Below are 18724 nucleotides of genomic sequence, written 5' to 3'. Positions count from 1 at the left end.
GCCCGAACGCGAAACGGGCGCTTGCGCGCCCGTTCCACCGTCCTTCGGACCCGTCGGGTCATTCAGCCGGCACGATTTCCACATCGGTCTCGAGCTCCGCCTCGACCTGGCTTCCGTCACCGGCGGCGTCCGGGGCGACGCTCCCCGCGGCCGGCGTCTCGATGTCCGGCTGGTCCTGCGTCCCCGCGTCGTCCGACGGCGGGGTGTCGTCGGTAATCGCCTCGGGTGAAAGGTCCGCGTCGTCGCCCTCGGCCACGTTGCCCGGCGGGTTCGCGGGCTGCACCCGCGCCGTGGGCGTGCCCGCGGAATCAGGCCGACGGTCGGTCTTCAGGTAGTCGAAGAACTCCGAATCCGGCGACAGGACGAGCGTCGAGTTGCTGCCCTGCAGGGCGCGCGTATAGGCGGTCAGCGAACGGTAGAACTCGAAGAACTCGGGATCGCTCGAGAACGCGCTCGCGAAGATCGCGTTGCGGCGGGCATCGGCCTCGCCCCGGGCGATCTCGGCTTCGCGCTGCGCCTCGGAGGTCAGCTCGATCACGGTGCGGTCGGCCTGCGCGCGGATGCGCTGTGCCGCTTCCTCGCCGCGGGCGACCTCGTCGGCGGCCTCGCGCTCGCGCTCCGCCCGCATCCGCGCAAAGGTCGCGTCGAGGTTCTGCGACGGCAGGTCGGTGCGCTTGAGCCGGACGTCGATGATCTGCAGGCCGAGATTGGCGGCCCTCGAGCGGACGTTCTGCGCGATTTCCTGCATCAGGGTCGCGCGGTCCTCCGACAAAATCTCGTCGGAGGAGACCGAGCCCAGCACGGCGCGCAGCTGCGAGCTGATGATCCCGTCGAGCCGTGATTCCGCCTGCTCGATCCCGGCGGCGGGGTTCGCCTCCCGGAACTGGCGCAGGTCGGCGATGCGGTAGCGGGCAAAGGCGTCCACGACGAGGCGGCGGTCGTCGCTCGGCGTGACCTCGATCGGCGGGAAGTCCCGCGACAGGATGCGGTCGTCGTAATAGGCCACGTCCTGGATGAGCGGGATCTTGAACGACAGGCCCGGCTCGGTCTTGACGTCGACCACGCGGCCGAACTGCAGGACCAGCGCCTTCTGCCGCTCGTCGACCACATAGATCGACGAGAAGATCAGCGCGAGCACGACGACCGCGACGGGAAGAAGCCAGATAGAGCGGTTCATCAGTTCGTTCCTCCTTGGGTGGTGCGGCCACCGCGCAGTTCGTTGAGCGGCAGGTAGGGCACGACGCCCTGCCCCCCGGCGCCGCCGGTGACGCCGCCGTCGACGATGATCTTGTCGACGTCGCCCAGCACCTGCTCCATCGTCTCGAGATAGAGGCGCTTGCGCGTCACTTCGGGCGCGTTGACGTATTCCTGCAGAACTGCGGTGAAGCGGCTCGCCTCACCCTCGGCCTCGTTGACGACGCGGGCGCGGTAGCCCTCCGCCTCCTCGAGAAGCTGTGCCGCCTCGCCGCGCGCCCCGGCAAGCACCTGGTTGGCGTAGCGGTCGGCCTCCGACTGGAGCCGCTCGCGCTGCTGCTCGGCGGCCTGCACCTCGCGGAAGGCGTCGATCACCTGCTCGGGCGGGTCGGCGCGGTTGAAGTTCACACGGAGGATCTGGACGCCGGAATTGTAGCTGTCGAGCGTCGACTGGATGAGCTCGCGCAGACGGTCCGCGATGACGCCGCGGTCGCGGTTGAGGATCGGCGCCAGCTGCGACTGCGCCACGATCTCGCGCATGGCGGATTCGCTCACCGCGCGGATCGTCTGCTCGGGGTCGCGAAGGTTGAAGAGGTATTCGGCCGGGTCGTTGATGTTCCAGACCACCTCGAAGTCGATGTCGACGATGTTCTCGTCGCCCGTCAGCATCAGGCCCTGCTCGGCCCGGTCGCCGCGATTCTCGCCGATGGCGACCGTGCGTTCGGCCGTGACCGAAAGCACCTCCTTCGTCACCACGGGCCAGGGCGCGAAGTTCAGGCCCGGCTCACCGATGCCGGAGAAATCGCCCAGGAACAGCTCGACCGAGCGCTGATCGGGCTGGACGCGATAGACCGACAGGACCAGCCAGATCACTACGAGGATCGCGATCCCGATGCCGATGGTCGCGCGGTTGATCGGCAGGCCGCCACCCGGCCCGCCCGATTTGTTCGGCCCGTTGCCGCGCCCGCCCATCAGGACGCGGAGCTGGTCCTGGCCCTTCTTCAAGAGCTGGTCCATCTCGGGAACGCCTTGCGACCCGCGGCCCGGGGACCTCCGCCCGCCGTTCGGACGTTCCGGCGGCCGATTGTCGCCTCCGCCCGAATTGCCGCCACCGCCCCAGGGGCCTCCGCTACCTGCCATCAGGATCGTCCCTCTCAGATCGTTGTTCCGCGTATTTCGCGTCCGCGGTGCTTCTCCACGCTAGATCGGGCCTTGGCCACCCCGATTCAAGAAAGTGTGCGGGCTGGCCGCAGAACCTCAAGACAATGTGCGGACGGGCTCGCGCATGGTCACCATCTCCTCGGCCATCGTCGGGTGCACCGCGCAGGTCCGGTCGAAGTCGGCCTTGGTCGCCCCCATCTTGAGCGCGATCGCGACGATCTGGATCATCTCGCCCGCCTGCGGCCCGACGATATGGGCCCCGAGGATCCGGTCCGTATCCCGACTGACGAGGAGCTTGAAGAGGACGCGCTCCTCTCCGCCCGCGAAGGCCTGCTGCATGGGCCTGAAGGATGTGGCGTAGACCAGCGTCGGCTCCGCCGCCTCGGCCTCCTCCTCCGTCATGCCGACGCTGCCCATCTCGGGCTGGGTGAAGGTGGCGGTGGCGACGAGGTCGTAATCCATCGCCGTCTTCTCGCCGCGGAACACGGTCCTGTGGAACGCCGCCGCCTCGCGGATCGCCACGGGCGTCAGTTCCATCCGACCGATCGCGTCGCCCAGAGCGAAGATCGAGGGCACGGCGGTCTGGCCGTATTCGTCCACGGCGACCGTGCCCTTGCGGTCGATCCCCACGCCGAGCGCCTCGAGCCCCATCCCTTCCGTGTTGGGGCGCCGGCCCGTGGCCCAGAGCAGGCAATCGAACGCCTCCTCGTGCCCGTTCGACCCCTTCACGTGGATGCGGCCGTCGCGCCGCTCGACCTGCATGGGCGCGCATCCCGTATGGATGCGGATGCCGCGCTGCTGCATGGCGTCGGCGACATGGCCGCGCGCCTCCTCGTCGAAGCCGCGCAGGATCTGCGCGCCGCGGACGAACATGCTGACCTCGGCGCCGAGCCCGTGGAAAATGCAGGCGAACTCGCAGCCGATATAGCCGGCTCCGACGACCAGCATCTTCTGCGGCACCGCGTCCAGATGGAACACGTCGTCAGACACGATACCCGCGTCGGCATTCGTCATCTCCGGCCGGTAGGGTCGCCCGCCGGTCGCGACGAGGATGTGCCGCGCGGTCTTCGTCGTGCCGTCGGCGAGCCGCACCGTATGCGGGTCGTCGAGCACGGCGCGCTGGTCGAAGATCTCCACTCCGGCGGCGTCGAGATTGCGGCGGTAGACCCCCTCGAGCCGATCGAGCTCCGCGTGCAGTCCGTCGCGGAACCGCATCCAGTCGAACGCGCCGGAGCTGGCGTCCCAGCCGTATTCGCGCGCCAGGGCGATCGCCTCCGGATATTCGCTGGCATAGACCATGAGCTTCTTGGGCACGCAGCCCCGGATCACGCAGGTGCCCCCCATCCGGCTCGACTCGGCGAGCCCGACGCGGTGGCCGTCCTGCGCCGTCAGCCGGGCCGCGCGGACCCCGCCGGAGCCGCCGCCGATGACGAAGAGGTCGTAGTCGAAATCCATGAGCAATCCTTTCGCGGATCGGGGCCCGGGCCGGCGGCGCACGGGCCGTCTAGTCGCGGAAGATGTTGTCGTCCTGCGCAAGGTCGATGCGGTCCCGCAGGATCGTGCCGGCGAGGCTGTCATGCAGCTCGATCGTGCCGTCGGCGGCACCGATCACGACCACGTCGCAGATGTCGAGGAACAGGCCGTTCTCCACCACCCCGGGGATCTGGTTGAGGACCAGCGCGAGCTGGTTGGGGTTGCCGATCCGCCGCAGGTGCAAATCGAGGATCAGGTTCCCCTCGTCGGTGCGGAACGGCGCGTCGTCGCCCTGCCGGAGGGTGACGGTCCGGCCGTTCACGTCGGCGCCGATCAGGCTCTCCTCGATCAGGCCCTTCGTGGTCTGCCAGCCGAACGGGATGACCTCCACCGGCAGTGGAAAGCCGCCCAGATGCTCCACCTTCTTGGCCGCGTCGGCGATGACGACCATCATGTCCGACGCGGTGGCCACGATCTTTTCCTGCAGCAGCGCACCGCCGCCGCCCTTGATAAGATGCAGGTCGCCGTCGAACTCGTCGGCGCCGTCGATGGTCAGGTCGAGCCAGCGCAGCTCGTCCAGCGTGGCGAGCGGAACGCCGCATTCCGCCGCGAGCTTCGCCGTCCGCCCGGAGGTCGGCACGCCTGTCACCCGCAGCCCGTCGCGGCGGATCATCTCGCCCAGCCCGCGAATCATGAAGTTGGCCGTGGAGCCGGTGCCGAGTCCGATCCGCATGCCGTCCTGCACGTAGTCGAGCGCGCGGCGCGCGGCGACGGCCTTTGCCATGTCGGACGGATCGAGATCGGCTGGCATGCGCGGCTCCTTGGTCTGTCCGGGTTCTGTCCGACAGCCTTATAGCGAGGGGGGTGCCGCGCCGCGAGGCCCCATTTTCCGCGCCGCGAGCATCGCGTCGAGCGCCTCCGCCGGCAGGATCAGCGCCACCGGCCCGCCCGAAAGCGACAGCGTGACGCGCCCGGTAGCCCGGTTCGACGTGCCCGCGCGGACGGCCGGTGCGAGGCCGAGACCGTCGATGGGCCATTCGAGCCCGGCGCTGCGCCCCGTCGCCGGCTCCAGCGGCCAGAGCGAGACGCGCGTGCCGGGGGCGAGGTCCAGCACCGCCTCGGGCGGGGCGATGCAGACGCAATCCATTTCGCCCAGCAGGACGCAATCGGTTCCGCTCCGCGCCAGTTCCGTCAGGCAGGCGAGGAAGTGGTCGACCCGGGCACCGAGGAAGCCGACGGCGATGGCCGGGCCGGGAAAGCTGCGTACCGCCTTGGCGAAATCGGTGCTGTCCTGCTCCGCGACGTGCCGGAGCCGGTCGGCGAAGTGGTCGCGCGCGGCGGGCGAGATCGAATCGAGATCGCCGATCACCGCCTCGGGCACGAGGCCCGCGGCGCGCAGCATGTCCGCGCCCCCGTCGACCGCGACGAGCCGCGGCGCCCGGGCGAGCGCGGCGCGAAGCGTCGCGGCCTCGACGGGCGCGCCGCCCACGAAGGTCGTCATCGCCCCCGCCTCCATGTCCCCCTCGCGCTCGGATCGTGTCAAAATCTGGCCTCGTCATCGTCAAATGGCCCCGAAGGGGACGCCATTTGACTGAATTCCCCGGTTCATGTCCAAGGGAGAGAAACACAGATTCCCCGCCGGGAAGGAAGTGGCCGCAGAGATGTCCCCGCCTACGAAAAAGCTGACCGTGTCCTACGGGGCCTTTTCCTGTACGCTGGAGGGCTTCGACGATCCGGTCGGCGCGCTGTCGGAGATCGCCGCGCAGTTCCGCGACCTCGCCGCGCAGGACCGCCATTTCGGCGCCGCGCCGTCCCCGCCGGCCCCGGCCGCGCCGCACGGGGCGACCGGACGGCTCGTCACGGAGCCCGTCGCGGACCCGGCGCCTCCCGGGGACGGCGAACCGCCGGACGCGGGCACGCCGACGGACCCCGCAGCAGAGACGCGCGAAGACGAGCCGGATTCTCCGTCGGACGCCGACATCCCCGATCCGGCGCCCGCCGGGCCGGTCGCCGACGCGAAGTTGCCCTACGGCCCGCTCGAGGCCGGGGACCACGCCTGGGAGGAGGAGATCTGGGACGAGGGCGCCTGGCATTTCTGGCAGGCCGACGAGGAACGCGCGGAAGCCGACGACACGATCGAGGTCGGCGCGCCGCCGGATCCGGCGACCGACCGGCCCGGGGCTCCCCCCCGGACCTCCCGCTCAGCGAAGGCCGATCTCGGGGATCCGGAGGCGGAACGCCTGTTCGCCGCGACGGACAGCCGCCTGACCGAGGACGACGCCAGAAGCCGCCACGCCAGCATCTCGCATCTCAGGGCCGCCGTCGCCGCAAAGCGGGCGGACACGACGGCACCGTCCCGCCCGGACGACGAGACCGGAGCCTACCGTGCCGACCTCGCCTCCAACGTGCGGCCGCGCGCGGGCGGCGAGGACGGCACGAGCCCGCTCATCCTCGCGTCGGGGCAGCGGATCGAGGGGGATCGGCCGGACCCGTCCGAGCCGCTCGACTTCGAGAGCTTCGCGCTGGAGACCGGCGCGGCGAGGCTGCCCGAGATCCTCGCCGCCGCCGCGATCTTCGCGTCGGAGATGCTGGGTCAGGACCGCTTCTCGCGCCCCCGTCTCCTGCATATCGCGGCGGAAGCCTTCGGGGAGATCGGGCGGGAGGAAGGCCTGCGCGCCTTCGGATCGCTCCTGCGCGAAGGCCGCATCGTCAAGGTCGCGCGCGGCCTTTACGCGGCGACAGACCCGCGCGGACGCAGCGAGGATTGACGTCGCGGGTCGGGGGACGACGGCGCCGGACGCGACCCGCCCGCCGGCCGAATGGCCGGAAAGGCCTTTGCCCGCTTCCAGCAAAACCTGACCCGTCCCCGTCCCCGTCGCGGCCGATGGCGCGTGCGACGTCCGCCCGGGCGTGGGACGAGACCCTGTCCGCGCCGCCCGGACGTCACTCCTCCGGCGGCGCGTCGGGATCCGCGCGGCTGGTGCCGAGGAAGATGGGCTTGAGCGGCAGGAACGCCGCCACGCCCAGCACGACGTAGATCGCCAGCTCCAGCAGGATCGGCGGCTGGCCGAAGCGGTCGTAGATCAGGCCGAGCACGCCCACGACCACGAAGATGTAGAGCGGCAGTCCCACCACGAGGATCAGGAGCGACAGGCGCTTTCGGGTCCGGTGTGCGAGAGCCATGCCGGGAACCTAGTCCTCGAACGGGTCGGTGACGAGGATCGTGTCCTCACGCTCCGGCGAGGTCGAAAGAAGGGCGACGGGGCACTGGATCAACTCCTCCACCCGCCGCACGTACTTGATCGCCTCCGCCGGCAGGTCCGCCCAGCTCCGCGCCCCTTCCGTCGATTGCGACCAGCCCGGCATCTCCTCCCAGATCGGCTTGCAGCGGGCCTGCGCGTCGGCCGCGAAGGGCAGATGGTCGAGCGTCTCCCCGTCCAGCTCGTAGCCCACGCAAATCCGCAGCGTTTCGAACCCGTCGAGCACGTCGAGCTTGGTGAGCGCGATACCGTTCACGCCGGAGGTCGTGCAGGTCTGGCGCACCAGCACCGCGTCGAACCAGCCGCAGCGGCGCTTGCGGCCCGTCACCGTGCCGAACTCGCGTCCGCGCTCGCCCAGGCGCTGCCCGTCCGCGTCGTGGAGTTCGGCCGGGAACGGCCCCTCGCCCACCCGGGTCGTGTAGGCCTTGACGATGCCCAGGACGAAGTCGATCGCCCCCGGGCCGATTCCGGTCCCCGTGGACGCCTGCCCCGCAATGACGTTGGAGGAGGTGACAAAGGGATAGGTGCCGAAATCGATGTCGAGCAGCGCGCCCTGCGCCCCCTCGAAGAGAATGCGCTTGCCGGCGCGACGGTTCCCGTCGAGCACCTTCCAGACCGGCGCGGCGTATTCCAGCACGGTCGGCGCGATCTCGCGCAGCGCGGCGAGGAGCCCGTCGCGGTCCACCGGCTCCATCCCGAGCCCGCGGCGCAGCGCATCGTGGTGCACGAGCGCGCGGTCCACCCGGGCCTCCAGCGTCGCGTCATCGGCAAGATCGGCCACGCGGATGGCGCGGCGTCCGACCTTGTCCTCGTAGGCCGGCCCGATGCCGCGGCCCGTGGTGCCGATCCGCGCGACCGCGTTCGCGCTTTCCCGCGCGCGGTCGAGTTCGCCGTGGATCGGCAGGATGAGCGGCGTGTTCTCGGCGATCATCAGCGTTTCGGGCGTGATCTCCACCCCCTGCCCGCGCAGGCCCTCGATCTCCTGCTTCAGGTGCCAGGGGTCGAGCACCACGCCATTGCCGATCACGGAGAGCTTGCCGCCCCGCACGATGCCCGAAGGCAGGAGCGACAGCTTGTAGACCTCGCCGTCCACGACCAGCGTGTGCCCGGCATTGTGTCCACCCTGGAATCGCGCGATGACGTCGGCCCGCTCGCTCAGCCAGTCGACGATCTTGCCCTTGCCCTCGTCGCCCCACTGGGCGCCGACCACCACCACATTCGCCATCAGGTTCCCCGCATCGCGCGTTCAAGCCGCGTCCCCCTAGCGCAGCGTCCCCGGCGAGGGAAGCCTCCGGGACTTGCGGCACGGGCGCGGACCCAATAGGTAGCCGCCGACCCAGAGACCGGAGCCGGCCCCCGCATGGAAAACGTCGTCCTCGTCATCCACCTGATCCTCGCGGTGTGCCTGATCGGCATCGTGCTGCTGCAGCGTTCCGAAGGGGGCGGGCTCGGCATGGGCGGCTCCGGCGGCGTGATGAGCGGCCGGCAGGCGGCGACGGCGATGACCAAGCTGACCTGGGCGCTTGCCATCTCGTTCCTTGCCACCTCCATCGCGCTGACGATCATCGCGGCCTCGAACGCGACGGGCGGCTCGGTGGTGGATCTGACCCCGCCCGAGACCGAAGACGCGACGCCGTCGTTGCCGTCCGAGAATCTCCTGCCGCCGGCCGCGAGCGACGCCCCGCTGGTCCCGCCCCGCGCGGACTAGGTCGAGGACCGCAGGCGCGGATCGATATCTCCGGCCGGCGGACAACGCCGCCGGCTTCGCGTTCGGCCGTGACGCGATACGCCGCCCCGCATCCTTTCCGCTGGGCCGGACAGTCCCCGCCGCCCTCTTGAGCGGGATCCCGGCTTTATCCTGCTGCAACTCCGGGTCGGAGCGCACGCGGACGCTTCAGCCGATCACCGCTGCCACGGCAGAGACGACCCGGGCATGGGCCGCCTGCGCGAGGCGGAAGGCCGCGCCGTCGACCGTCTCGTCGGGCGCCTCGGTGATCAGCGTCACAGGATAGTCCGCCCCTTCCTCGACGCCGGTCACATAGGGGACGCAGCCCGCATGGACCCGGAACGCACGTTCCGAGACGTAACGGTCGTAGAGCGACAACATGCGGCGGTTCTGCGCCGCGATTTCCGGGCAGGCGGCAAGCGCGTCGAGCGCCGCGTCGAGCACCAATCGGCCGAGCGCCGCCGCCTCCGGCGCGTGGCGCAGGATCAGGAAAAAGCCCTTCGGGACCGTCCAGCCCGCGAATCCCTCGGGGATGTAGCCCGAAAGCGGGCGGGTCCATTCGTGACTCGGGTAGCCGTGCAAATTCAGATGGACCTCCGCCGACAGATGCGCCCGCGCGCGGTCGCGGACGTTCCGTTCCGGACAGTCCCGGGCATGTCCCAGATCGGCGCCGCTCGCCGTGTAGCGGGCGGCGTGATGCATGTCGTGCGGCCGGTCGCGGCAAAGCGCGCGGAACACGGCGTAGCCGTCGGGGTTCTCGAGCGGCGTGACGGTGAAGCTCGCGCGGCCCTCGGCGGCGAGGTCGCGTGCGGCGCGCAGGGCGCCGACGATGCCCGTGCTCTCGTTGGCATGCTGCCCGCCGGAGATCGCCAGCGCGGCGCGGCCCGTGCCTTTCACGAACCGGCCCGGGATGGCCCGGCCCTGTCGCGAGCGACCTGCGAAGGGGACGCCGCCGATCCGGTCGAGATGGCCCGCGATCTCCGCCGGGCTCAGCCAATGGGAGACCGTGCCGAGGTCGGGCGGCTCTGGGCAAGCCGGCGCGGGCGGCTCGATCTCCGGCGCGTTCAGGCGCATCTGCAGGCGCGGCACGTCGCCGATGACGACGCGGGGGACTATCTGGCCGCAGCGCACGCTCCGCTCGCCCGGCGGCAGGCCCAGCCGCTGACGGAATATCTCGAGCCCGGCGAAGTAGATTTCCTCGTGCATCGCCTCCGCGAGCGAGATGCGCTCGTGCCCGACCGGCAGGACCATGTCCGCCACTGGCAGTGTGACCTCGACATCGAGGCGCGGAAAGAACGGGCCGTCGGGCGCCGCCGGGTCCGGCGGCAGCGCACGCATCGCCGCGCAGGCTCGCTCGAAGATCGCCTCGTATTCGGTTTCGAGCGGCATGCCTTCGTCGCCCCGTGCGGCCCAGCCGCAGGCGCCGAGCACCGTCCGCCCGTCCGCCCCCGCCCGCCGGCGCACCGGGACCGGCACGCTGTGGCGCGCGTCCTCCGTCTCCACTGTGTAGACGGGAAGGCCCGGGCCGTCCTGCGGATCGGGCACGAACGCGATCTCGCAATCCGGCACCAGAGCGTGGAGCGGGTAGCATTCCAGCCGGAACCTGTCGGCTGCCACGCCCGGCAGGACGGGATACCGGATCACCGCCCGCCGCGCCCCGTCGAGCACCCCGTCCTCCAGCACGTCGTGGAGCAGCGTCTTGTAGGCCGAGCGGATGCGGACCGCGCGCCCGGCCTCTGCCGCGCTCCGCTCCGCCGCCGCGCGGGTGGCCCCGTCCTCGAACAGCCACAATGTCGTCGCCCCGGACAGCAAGGCGTCCAGCGCGCGGGGGAACGTCTCGTCGAGCGGGGTCACGCCGGACGGGCGACGCGGTGGCCGAGCCCCGCCTCCTCCAGCGCGACGCGGGCGGGGCCGGCACCCACGGGAAAGATCGGGCTGGCCGCTTCGACGCCGGACGCGTCGGGCATCGGCGCGCGGCGCCGCGTCGGGTCGGGCACCGGCACGGCGGCGAGAAGGCGCTGCGTATAGGGATGGCGGGGGTCGCGCAGAACGGCGTCCCGCGGCCCCTCCTCCATCACCTGGCCCAGCCGCATGACCATGACCCGGTCGGCCACCTGCTCCACCACCGCCATGTCGTGGCTGACGAAGAGATAGGACAGCCCGTCCGCCTCCTGAAGTTCGCGCAGCAGGTCGAGCACCTGCGCCTGCACGCTCACGTCGAGGGCGGAGACGCTCTCGTCGGCGACGATGACCTTGGGCTGAAGGCTCAACGCGCGGGCGATGCAGATCCGCTGCCGCTGCCCCCCGGAGAATTCGTGCGGGTAGCGGCGCAGCATGTCGGACGAGAGGCCGACCCTGCGGAACAGCCATTCCGCCCGGTCGCGCAGCTCGGACCCGGTGGCAAGACCGTGGACGCGCATCGGCTCTGTCACCTGCGCGCCCACCGGCATCCGCGCATCGAGCGAGGCGCCGGGATCCTGAAACACCATCTGGATGTCGCGCAGCACCGGCCGCATGGCCGCGCGCGAACGGCCGCGCGTCTCCGCCCCGTCGACGCGGATCGACCCGTCCCACGGGACAAGGCCCAGAAGCGCCTTGCCGATGGTGGACTTGCCGCAGCCCGACTCACCCACCAGCGCCAGCGTCTCGCCCGCGCGGATGTGGAAGGACACGCCCTCCACCGCGTGGACGCGCGCCACCGTCCGGTTGAGCAGGCCACCCGCCAGGTCGAAGCGAACAGAGAGGTCGTCCACCTCCACGACCCGCCGCGCCTCCCCTCGCTCGGGGCGCGCGGGCGCGGTGCCGAGGCGGGGCACGGCGGCGAGGAGCGTGCGGGCGTAATCGGTGCGCGGCGCCGCGAAGAGGTCGCGGACCGGCGCCTGCTCCTCCTCGCGCCCCGCGCGCAAGACGACGACCCGGTCGGCCATCTCGGCCACCACGCCCATGTCGTGGGTGATCATGAGCACCGCCGTGCCGTGCTCGCGCTGGAGTGTGCGGATGAGGTCGAGGATCTCCGCCTGCACCGTCACGTCGAGCGCGGTCGTCGGTTCGTCGGCGATCAGGATCTCCGGCTCGCAGGCCAGCGCCATCGCGATCATCACCCGCTGCCGCATGCCGCCCGACAATTCGTGCGGATATTGCCTCAACCGCCGCTCCGGCTCGGTCAGTCGGACGTCCCGCAGCAATCGCAGCGCCCGGCCGGGCGCCTCCCGGCGGGAACAGACGCCGTGTTCGAGCAGGACCTCGCAAAGCTGCCGCTCGACGCGCATGAGCGGGTTGAGCGAGGTCATCGGCTCCTGAAAGATCATCGCGATCCGGGCCGAGCGGATGCGGCGGTAGTCGGTCTCGTCGAGCGTGGTGAGCTCCGTCTTGCCCAGCCGGATGGAGCCGCCCGCGATCCGGGCCATGGGCTTCGGCAGCAGGCCCATGATCGCCAGCGCCGTCATCGACTTGCCCGACCCGCTCTCCCCGGCGAGCGCCAGTGTCTCACCCGCCGCGATGTCGAAGGACAGGCCGTCGAGGACGGTCTTTGCGCCCGCCTCGGTCGCGACCTGCACCGAAAGGTCACGGACCGAAAGGACGGGGCGGCGACCGCCCCGTCCGGTGTCGTCGGCCCCGCTCATTCGAGGACGATGCGGGGGAAGTAGAAGGACACGATCCAGTTCGGCATGTCGACGATCTCCGAGATCCGCAGGTCGCCCGCGACGGAGCAGAGCAGGTAGGCGTCCTCCGCCGAGAAGCCGTGCTCCTTCGACAGAAGGTCGACCATTGCCGAGACCGCGTTCCGCGCGCCCGCCATCAGGTCCGGCCCGACGCCCGTCGTCGCCTCGTAGCCCTTCGCGTCGAGATGACGCGTGACCGGGCCCGGCGTGGTGAAGCGCGGATTGGCGAGTCGCTCCTGCTTGATGAGGTCGAGCGTCACCTCCACGTCCATCGGGCTTTCGATCGCGGTGCCGCAGACCTCGCCGTCGCCCTGCGCCGCGTGGGTGTCGCCGATGGAGAACAGCGCGCCCGCCACTTCCACCGGCAGGTAGAGCGTGGTCCCCGCGGCGAGGTCGCGGATGTCGAGGTTGCCGCCCATCCGACGGGGCGGGACGACCGAATGGTGCCCAGCCTCCGCCGGGGCGAGGCCGATCGTTCCCGCGAAGGGCTTGAGCGGCACCTTCGCGATGTCGGAGAACAGCGCGGGCGCGAGGCTGTCCGCGTCGTAGTCCCAGATCTTCAGATGCGGGTCGGGGAACTGGTCGGCCAGAAGTCCGAAGCCCGGAATGTTCGCCGTCCAGCCGAAGCCCGACGGGTGGAACGCCTCCAGCGTGATCTTGAGCACGTCCCCCGGCTCGGCCCCGTCGACGAAGACGGGACCGGTGACCGGGTTGATGAGATCGAAATCGAGCTTCGGGACGTCCGCCGTCGTGCTTTCCCGCGTGAACTGACCGCCGGAGCTGTCGAGGCAGCGGAAGTGGATGCGGCTTCCCGGCGCCACCGTCTCGGCGGGCGGGATCGAATTGTCCCAGCCGTGGTGATGGCGCCCGTGGATCGTGTAGTCGCAATGCTTGCACATGGGCTTACCGGGCCTCGGTCGAATGGACGTAGTCGTAGTTCACCGGGATGTGGACCGGATCGACGAACAGGGCGTCGTCGCCCCCCACGCCCTCGGAGTGGAGCGTGAAGCGTTGCTCGTTGAAGACGGGCACCCAGGGCGCGTCCTCCATGATGTCGAGGTAGATCTGCCGCCAGGCCTCCTCGCGGGCGTCCTGCTGCCCCTCGCCGGTCATCGCGTCGGCTTCGGCCGCGCGCGCGTCGATCTCCTCGTTGCAGTACCACGCCCAGTTCCAGCCGCCCGGCACCGCGCCGGCGCAGCCGAGGATCGGGCCGTAGAAGTTCGACGGGTCCGGGAAGTCCGCGATCCAGGCCATGCCGCCCGACCAGATCATCGGCGCCTGGTCCGCCTCGCCGCCGGCCGCGATCACGTTGGCCTGCGCGAGCGAGCGGATCTCGGCGGTCACGCCGATCTCCGACAGATCCTGCTGGATGGCCTGGGCGATGCGGGGATTCGGATCGACGTTCATCACGAAAAGCTCGGTCTCGAAGCCGTCCGGGTAGCCCGCATCGGCCAGCATCTGCCGGGCTGCCTCGGGGTCGTAGGCGTAGCCCTCGTGATCCTCGGCATAGCCCGGCATGGAGGGCGGGAGCGGCTGGTTTGCCGGAACCGCGCGGTTGTTGATCATCTGCACGATGCGATCCTTGTTGATCGCCATGTTGACCGCCTTGCGCACCTCCACGTTGTCGAACGGCGCCATCTGCGTGTTCAGCGTGATATAGCCGGTCTGGAGCTGGCCGCCCTCGACCACGCGCTCGGACTGGGCCGGGTCGTTCATCACCTGCAGGAACTGCGCCGGCGGGATGCCGTCGCCCGGTATGTCGGTCTCGCCGCTTTGAAGCCGCAGCAGCGCGACGGTCGGATCCAGCCCGATGCTGAACGTCACCTGATCGAGCTTCGGCACGCCCTCGCGGTGGTAATCCTCGAAGCGCTCGAAGACGAGCTGCTGGCCGGGCGTCCACTCGGCGAGGCGGAAGGCGCCGGAGCCGACGGGCTCGCGGCCGAAATCCTCGCCGGATTCCTCGACCGCTTCCCGCGGGACGATGGAGGCGAAGTTCAGCGCCATGACGTGCCCGAACGTGGCGTCGGGACGGGACAGCGTGATCTCGACCGTCTTGTCGTCGATCACCTCGACACCCGAAAGCCCTTCGCCCTCGCCCGCGTTCCACGCGTCGAAGCCCTCGATCATGGAGAAGAAACCGGCGCCGGGGGAGCGCGTCCCGGGGTTGGTGACGCGCTCGAGCGAGTACTTCACATCCTCGGCGGTGATCTCGCGACCGTTATGGAAGACGATCCCGTCCTTCAGCGTGAAGGTGTGGGTCAGGCCGTCCTCGGAGATCTCGTGGCTTTCGGCCAGCTCGTTGCGCAGCGTCGTCGTGCCCGGCTCGTAGCCCGTCAGGCCGTCGAAGAGCGACTTGATCATCGACCAGTTCTGCCAGTCGTAGCCGATGGCGGGGTCGAGCGTGGCGACGTCGTCCTGGTAGGTGACGACCATCTCGCCGCCCTGCGGGGCGTTCTGGTCCACCTGCGCGAGCGCGCCCGTGGCGGTGAGCGCGGCCGTCGCGATGCCGGTCAGAAGGGTACGTTTCATGTTGTCTCTCCTCTGTTGGTCATTTGGTCTTGATGCGGGGATCGATGAGCGGCGCCGCGAGGTCGGCGAGCAGGTTGCCGATCACGATCGCCGCCGCCGACACCATCGTCACGCCCATGATGACGGGGATGTCGATGCGCTGGATGGCCTGCCAGGCGAGCTGGCCGATCCCCGGCCATCCGAACACGCTCTCGACGACGACGATACCCGACATGAAGAGGCCGATGTCGATCCCGATCATCGCGATGATGGGCAGGATCGCGTTCGGGATGACGTGGCGCGTGACGATGCGGAGCTTCGCCAGCCCCTTGGCGCGGGCGGTGCGGACGAAGTCCTGCCCGAGCACGTCGATCATCGAGGACCGCATCATCCGGGAGTACCAGCCCGCGCCGAGCAGGCCGAGGGTCAGCGACGGCAGCACGAAATGCGCCGCCGTGCCGTAGCCGCCGATGGGAAACCAGGCGAGCTTCACCGCGAAGACGTAGAGAAGCAGGATGCCGATCACGAATTGCGGGGCGGAGATCGACACGAAGGAAAAGATCATCAGCGAATGGTCCACCGGCCGGTTGCGGCGGAGCGCCGCGACCACGCCGATGGTGAGCCCGATGACGAGTTCGGTGACGATGGCCGACAGCATCAGCAAGAGGCTCGCCGGAAGCCGTGCGGCGATCAGGTCCGCCACCTCCGCCCGTTGAAGGTAGGAACGGCCCATGTCGCCCTGCGCGAGGTTCCAGAGATAGCGGCCGTATTGCACGAAAAGCGGATCGTTGAGCCCGAGCTGGTCGCGGATGTTGGCCACCGTTTCCGCCGTGGCCGAACGGCCCGCGATCTGCCGCGCCGGATCGGCGGGCACGAGATAGAGGAGCACGAAGGTCACGAAGGTGATCCCGAGCAGGATCAGCGCGCTCTCGAACAGGCGGCGGAGAATGTAGGCGCCCATTAGTGCCGTCCCTTCAGCGTCGGGTCGAGCACGTCGCGCAGCGCGTCCCCGACGAGGTTGAAGGCGAGCGCGAGGAGCACGATCAGGAGGCCCGGAAAGAAAACGAGCCAGGGCGCGGTCGAGAAATAGGTCTGGTTCTCGAAGATGATGTTGCCCCAGGACGGCATCGGCGGCTGCACCCCCACGCCGAGATAGGAAAGCGTCGCCTCGAGCAACACGGTGGTGGAGATCCCGAGCGTGCCGAAGACGATGATCGACGACAGCAGGTGCGGCAGCAGGTGCCGGCCGAGGATGCGCAGGGGGCCGGAACCGATCGCGCGTTGCACCTGGATGAACTCCCGCTCCGCGAGGCTGCGCGTCTCGGTGTAGATCACGCGGGACATCTGCACCCAGTTCACCATCGCGATCACAAGCGCCACGATCATCAGCGACGGCTGGAAGATCGCGGCGAGCACGATGGCGAGGAGGAGCGCCGGGAACGCCATCATGAGATCGGTGAACCGCATCAGGATCGCCGCCGTCCAGCCGCCGAAATAGCCGGCGGTGATGCCCACGCCGGCGCCCAGGACGACCGCGATCCCGTTCGCCACCACGCCGATGATGAGCGAGGTCCGCGTGCCGAGGATCAGACGGGAGACGAGGTCGCGGCCCAGCAGGTCGGTCCCGAGCGGATAGGCCCCCCCGGGCGGCAGCGGCGCGCCCATCAGGTCGAGCCCGTCGAAGCTCTGCGCGAAGGGGTCGTGCGGCATGAGCCACGGCGCGAAAAGCGCGGCCGTGACCATGATCGCGATGACCGCCAGCCCGAAGGCCGCGCGCGGACGGCCGAGGAGCTGGCGCAGCACACCCCGCGGCCGGCGAACGGGCGCGTCGGCGGCGGCGCTCATCGCCCGCCCGCCCGTGCGTCGCGGCCTCCCGAGAGGATCCGTCGCGCCGCATTTTCCAGGCTGATCCGTTCGACCATCGCCATCGCGCGAAGCTGCTTCAGGGCGACCGCCTCGTCCCCGCCCGTCGCCGCGAGCGCCATGACCGCGCGGATCACGTCAAGCTGCCCGGCCGCCCGCCCGGCGGCCCGCGCCTCGCGGCGGCGGCGCTCGGCCTTTCGCGCGAAGGTTTCGTGCGCGATCACCAGGGCCGAGAACAGGTTGCCCAGCGCCGAAAGCGGCAGGTAGGCGTCCACCTCCTGCGCAAGCGCCCAAGCCAGCCGGCCGGGACTTTCCGAGCCGACGAGGCCGATCAAGGGCACGGGCGCTTGCCCCGCCCCCCAGGGAAGCTGGCCGTCGTCACCGGTGTCGATGTCGAGGATCACCATGTCGATCCCCGCCATGTCCTCGGGCGAGACGTCCCCGCGCAGCATCCGCGCCCGGATGGCAAGTCGGTCGCAGCGCGCGACGATGTTCCGGCCCGGCCCGTCCGAGCGGTGCAGGACGAGCGCCGACCGGCCGGCGAAGTTGTGCAGCGGTGCGGGGCTCATCGCACGATTCTCAGATCGGGGCGCGGCGGGACGCGTGCGCGCTGCGCGGTGAGATAGGGATCGGCCGGCAGGGGCGTCGCGGCGCGCTCGATGACGTGGAAGCGCCCGCCCTCCGCCAGCGCCAATCGCGGGGCGATCGCGGCGTGGCGTAGCACGGGGTCGATCCGGACCTCCCCCATCGCCGTGGCCACGGACCGTTCGGTCGCGGCGCGGAACACGGCGCGGGGCGCGTCCGTTCCGGCGCGGCGGCAGCCTTCGACGAGGATCTCGACCGCGGCATAGGCGCTCGCGAGAAAAGCCGAGACGCGCCCGTTCGGCGCGAACCGCCGCGCCGCCCCCTTCAGCGCCGCGCCCGCATCCCCCTCGAACAGGGAGCCGGCAGAAAGGAGACCGTCGGCAGCGGGGCCGAGCGCGTCGATGTCGGCCTCGGTCTGGTTGAAGCTCACCACATGGCCCGCCCGTCCGACGCGCCCCGGATCGCGGGCGGCGAGGCCCCGCAGAAAGGAGGCGTTGGGCGGCCCGATCAGGCTGTCGATCACGCAATCGGCGCCCTGCGCGCAGATCTCGTCCAGCACGTGATCATGCCGGTCGGAGCCGAGCGGCACGAACCGCTCCCCCACGATCCCCACGCCCAGCGCCTCGAGCCGTTCGCGCGCCAGGCGCAGCGTTTCCCACCCCCAGACGTAGTTCGAACCAACGAGATAGACGCGGCGCATCCCCTGCCGGGCGATCCAGTCCGTGGCCGGCAGGACGTGGTGGTTCGGCGCGGCGCCCAGATAGACGACGTGGTCGTTGCTCTCGAACCCCTCGTAGGGACAAGGATACCACAGGAGTCCGCCGCCGCGTTCCAGCGCCGGGATCATCTCCTTGCGGCTCCAGGAGGTGATCGCGCCGAGGATGTGCTGCACCCCGTCCTCCAGGAGCGCCGCCGTCTCGGCCTCGTAGCGCGCGGCGTCGCCGCCGGGGTCGCGGATCACCGGCTCGATCCCGACGCCCTGCGCGCGCAGCGTCGCGACCGCGCCGAGCGCCCCGGCCAGCGCGCTTTGCCCGAGCGCGGCATAGGGGCCTGTCGTGGAGAAGATCAGTCCGAGCCTGAGCGTCATCGTCCCCCCGAACGAAAAAAGCCCCGCCACCCCGGTCGTCCGGCGTGAAGCGGGGCGCGATTGCCCTTGGCCGCCCGCAGCGGCCGTTTGAGCCATCCTGCCCCGATCGCCGCCCGTGTGTCCAGCCTGCCGCGACGACGCGGCGCGCCCTTCCCGCAGACGAAGCGGGCGGCGCGGAGCGGACCGGCCGGAACGGGACGCCGCC

The 18724-nt window shown here is 70.5% G+C and carries 17 protein-coding genes; 2 read left to right on the top strand and 15 right to left on the bottom strand.

The features are described from left to right. Positions 1 to 58: 58 nt before the first annotated feature. From Q1B08_RS11220 to Q1B08_RS11200, 5 genes are all read right to left on the bottom strand, one after another. A complete protein-coding gene (locus Q1B08_RS11220) occupies positions 59 to 1177 on the bottom strand; it encodes a protease modulator HflC (RefSeq protein ID WP_299818434.1) in 1119 nt (372 codons plus the stop codon). Further along, entirely contained in the window at positions 1177 to 2334 is a 1158-nt protein-coding gene (gene hflK, locus Q1B08_RS11215; protein ID WP_299818431.1) for an FtsH protease activity modulator HflK, read from the bottom strand. Before hflK ends, Q1B08_RS11220 begins: the two co-directional genes overlap by 1 nt. Positions 2335 to 2451: 117 nt before the next feature. Next, on the bottom strand, positions 2452 to 3810 hold the full coding sequence (gene gorA / locus Q1B08_RS11210) for a glutathione-disulfide reductase (protein ID WP_299818428.1): 1359 nt from the start codon (positions 3808 to 3810) through the stop codon (positions 2452 to 2454). 49 nt (positions 3811 to 3859) lie between these two features. Further along, positions 3860 to 4639: a ribose-5-phosphate isomerase RpiA gene (gene rpiA, locus Q1B08_RS11205; RefSeq protein ID WP_299818425.1), complete on the bottom strand. Its 780-nt coding sequence runs from the start codon at positions 4637 to 4639 to the stop codon at positions 3860 to 3862. Between the two features lie 39 nt (positions 4640 to 4678). Next, entirely contained in the window at positions 4679 to 5371 is a 693-nt protein-coding gene (locus tag Q1B08_RS11200) for a thiamine diphosphokinase (RefSeq protein ID WP_299818422.1), read from the bottom strand. A gap of 118 nt (positions 5372 to 5489) precedes the next feature. Between Q1B08_RS11200 and Q1B08_RS11195 the strand changes: the two genes are divergently transcribed. Further along, the gene (locus tag Q1B08_RS11195) at positions 5490 to 6596 is read left to right on the top strand and encodes a hypothetical protein (protein ID WP_299818419.1); all 1107 of its coding nucleotides are present in this window, start codon (positions 5490 to 5492) and stop codon (positions 6594 to 6596) included. Positions 6597 to 6771: 175 nt separating this feature from the next. Here the strand turns inward: Q1B08_RS11195 and Q1B08_RS11190 are convergent, their stop codons facing one another. Further along, positions 6772 to 7011, bottom strand: a complete 240-nt coding sequence (locus Q1B08_RS11190) for a DUF2842 domain-containing protein (protein WP_299818416.1) — start codon at positions 7009 to 7011, stop codon at positions 6772 to 6774. A 9-nt stretch (positions 7012 to 7020) separates the two neighbouring features. Next, positions 7021 to 8313 (bottom strand): adenylosuccinate synthase, encoded by a 1293-nt coding sequence (locus Q1B08_RS11185; RefSeq protein WP_299818413.1) that lies wholly within the window; start codon positions 8311 to 8313, stop codon positions 7021 to 7023. Positions 8314 to 8448: 135 nt separating this feature from the next. Between Q1B08_RS11185 and secG the strand changes: the two genes are divergently transcribed. Then, complete coding sequence (gene secG, locus Q1B08_RS11180; RefSeq protein ID WP_299818410.1) at positions 8449 to 8796, top strand: preprotein translocase subunit SecG; 348 nt, start codon at positions 8449 to 8451, stop codon at positions 8794 to 8796. 186 nt (positions 8797 to 8982) lie between these two features. Here secG and Q1B08_RS11175 read toward each other — a convergent pair whose 3' ends face one another. The 8 genes from Q1B08_RS11175 to Q1B08_RS11140 are packed head-to-tail and all read right to left on the bottom strand — an operon-like array spanning position 8983 to position 18519. Next, complete coding sequence (locus tag Q1B08_RS11175; protein WP_299818406.1) at positions 8983 to 10668, bottom strand: peptidase M14; 1686 nt, start codon at positions 10666 to 10668, stop codon at positions 8983 to 8985. After that, entirely contained in the window at positions 10665 to 12437 is a 1773-nt protein-coding gene (locus tag Q1B08_RS11170) for an ABC transporter ATP-binding protein (protein WP_299818403.1), read from the bottom strand. The genes Q1B08_RS11175 and Q1B08_RS11170 overlap by 4 nt, the downstream gene beginning before the upstream one ends. Next, on the bottom strand, positions 12434 to 13375 hold the full coding sequence (locus Q1B08_RS11165; RefSeq protein ID WP_299818401.1) for an acetamidase/formamidase family protein: 942 nt from the start codon (positions 13373 to 13375) through the stop codon (positions 12434 to 12436). The genes Q1B08_RS11170 and Q1B08_RS11165 overlap by 4 nt, the downstream gene beginning before the upstream one ends. A 4-nt stretch (positions 13376 to 13379) precedes the next feature. Further along, positions 13380 to 15005: an ABC transporter substrate-binding protein gene (locus tag Q1B08_RS11160; RefSeq protein WP_299818398.1), complete on the bottom strand. Its 1626-nt coding sequence runs from the start codon at positions 15003 to 15005 to the stop codon at positions 13380 to 13382. 19 nt (positions 15006 to 15024) lie between these two features. Beyond that, positions 15025 to 15945 carry an ABC transporter permease gene (locus Q1B08_RS11155; RefSeq protein WP_299818395.1) on the bottom strand — a complete coding sequence of 307 codons (921 nt, stop codon included), beginning with the start codon at positions 15943 to 15945 and terminating at the stop codon, positions 15025 to 15027. After that, positions 15945 to 16829, bottom strand: a complete 885-nt coding sequence (locus Q1B08_RS11150; RefSeq protein ID WP_299818393.1) for an ABC transporter permease — start codon at positions 16827 to 16829, stop codon at positions 15945 to 15947. The genes Q1B08_RS11155 and Q1B08_RS11150 overlap by 1 nt, the downstream gene beginning before the upstream one ends. Further along, a complete protein-coding gene (locus Q1B08_RS11145) occupies positions 16826 to 17416 on the bottom strand; it encodes a hypothetical protein (RefSeq protein ID WP_299818390.1) in 591 nt (196 codons plus the stop codon). The genes Q1B08_RS11150 and Q1B08_RS11145 overlap by 4 nt, the downstream gene beginning before the upstream one ends. Continuing rightward, positions 17413 to 18519, bottom strand: coding sequence for a transporter substrate-binding protein (locus Q1B08_RS11140; protein WP_299818387.1), 1107 nt, complete (start codon positions 18517 to 18519; stop codon positions 17413 to 17415). The genes Q1B08_RS11145 and Q1B08_RS11140 overlap by 4 nt, the downstream gene beginning before the upstream one ends. Between the last annotated feature and the right edge of the window lie 205 nt (positions 18520 to 18724).

This window comes from uncultured Jannaschia sp., from assembly GCF_947494025.1.
In the GTDB taxonomy this organism is placed as follows: domain Bacteria; phylum Pseudomonadota; class Alphaproteobacteria; order Rhodobacterales; family Rhodobacteraceae; genus Jannaschia.
This window is presented reverse-complemented; position numbering and strand designations above follow the sequence as displayed.

Excerpts from the sequence above, each read along its gene's own strand:
- Q1B08_RS11160 (WP_299818398.1), bottom strand. The coding sequence starts at position 15,005 with ATGAAACGTACCCTTCTGACCGGCATCGCGACGGCCGCGCTCACCGCC.
- Q1B08_RS11170 (WP_299818403.1), bottom strand. The coding sequence starts at position 12,437 with ATGAGCGGGGCCGACGACACCGGACGGGGCGGTCGCCGCCCCGTCCTT.
- Q1B08_RS11220 (WP_299818434.1), bottom strand. The coding sequence starts at position 1,177 with ATGAACCGCTCTATCTGGCTTCTTCCCGTCGCGGTCGTCGTGCTCGCG.
- gorA (WP_299818428.1), bottom strand. The coding sequence starts at position 3,810 with ATGGATTTCGACTACGACCTCTTCGTCATCGGCGGCGGCTCCGGCGGG.
- Q1B08_RS11195 (WP_299818419.1), top strand. The coding sequence starts at position 5,490 with ATGTCCCCGCCTACGAAAAAGCTGACCGTGTCCTACGGGGCCTTTTCC.
- Q1B08_RS11155 (WP_299818395.1), bottom strand. The coding sequence starts at position 15,945 with ATGGGCGCCTACATTCTCCGCCGCCTGTTCGAGAGCGCGCTGATCCTG.
- Q1B08_RS11150 (WP_299818393.1), bottom strand. The coding sequence starts at position 16,829 with ATGAGCGCCGCCGCCGACGCGCCCGTTCGCCGGCCGCGGGGTGTGCTG.
- rpiA (WP_299818425.1), bottom strand. The coding sequence starts at position 4,639 with ATGCCAGCCGATCTCGATCCGTCCGACATGGCAAAGGCCGTCGCCGCG.
- Q1B08_RS11190 (WP_299818416.1), bottom strand. The coding sequence starts at position 7,011 with ATGGCTCTCGCACACCGGACCCGAAAGCGCCTGTCGCTCCTGATCCTC.
- Q1B08_RS11145 (WP_299818390.1), bottom strand. The coding sequence starts at position 17,416 with ATGAGCCCCGCACCGCTGCACAACTTCGCCGGCCGGTCGGCGCTCGTC.
- secG (WP_299818410.1), top strand. The coding sequence starts at position 8,449 with ATGGAAAACGTCGTCCTCGTCATCCACCTGATCCTCGCGGTGTGCCTG.
- Q1B08_RS11165 (WP_299818401.1), bottom strand. The coding sequence starts at position 13,375 with ATGTGCAAGCATTGCGACTACACGATCCACGGGCGCCATCACCACGGC.
- hflK (WP_299818431.1), bottom strand. The coding sequence starts at position 2,334 with ATGGCAGGTAGCGGAGGCCCCTGGGGCGGTGGCGGCAATTCGGGCGGA.
- Q1B08_RS11185 (WP_299818413.1), bottom strand. The coding sequence starts at position 8,313 with ATGGCGAATGTGGTGGTGGTCGGCGCCCAGTGGGGCGACGAGGGCAAG.
- Q1B08_RS11140 (WP_299818387.1), bottom strand. The coding sequence starts at position 18,519 with ATGACGCTCAGGCTCGGACTGATCTTCTCCACGACAGGCCCCTATGCC.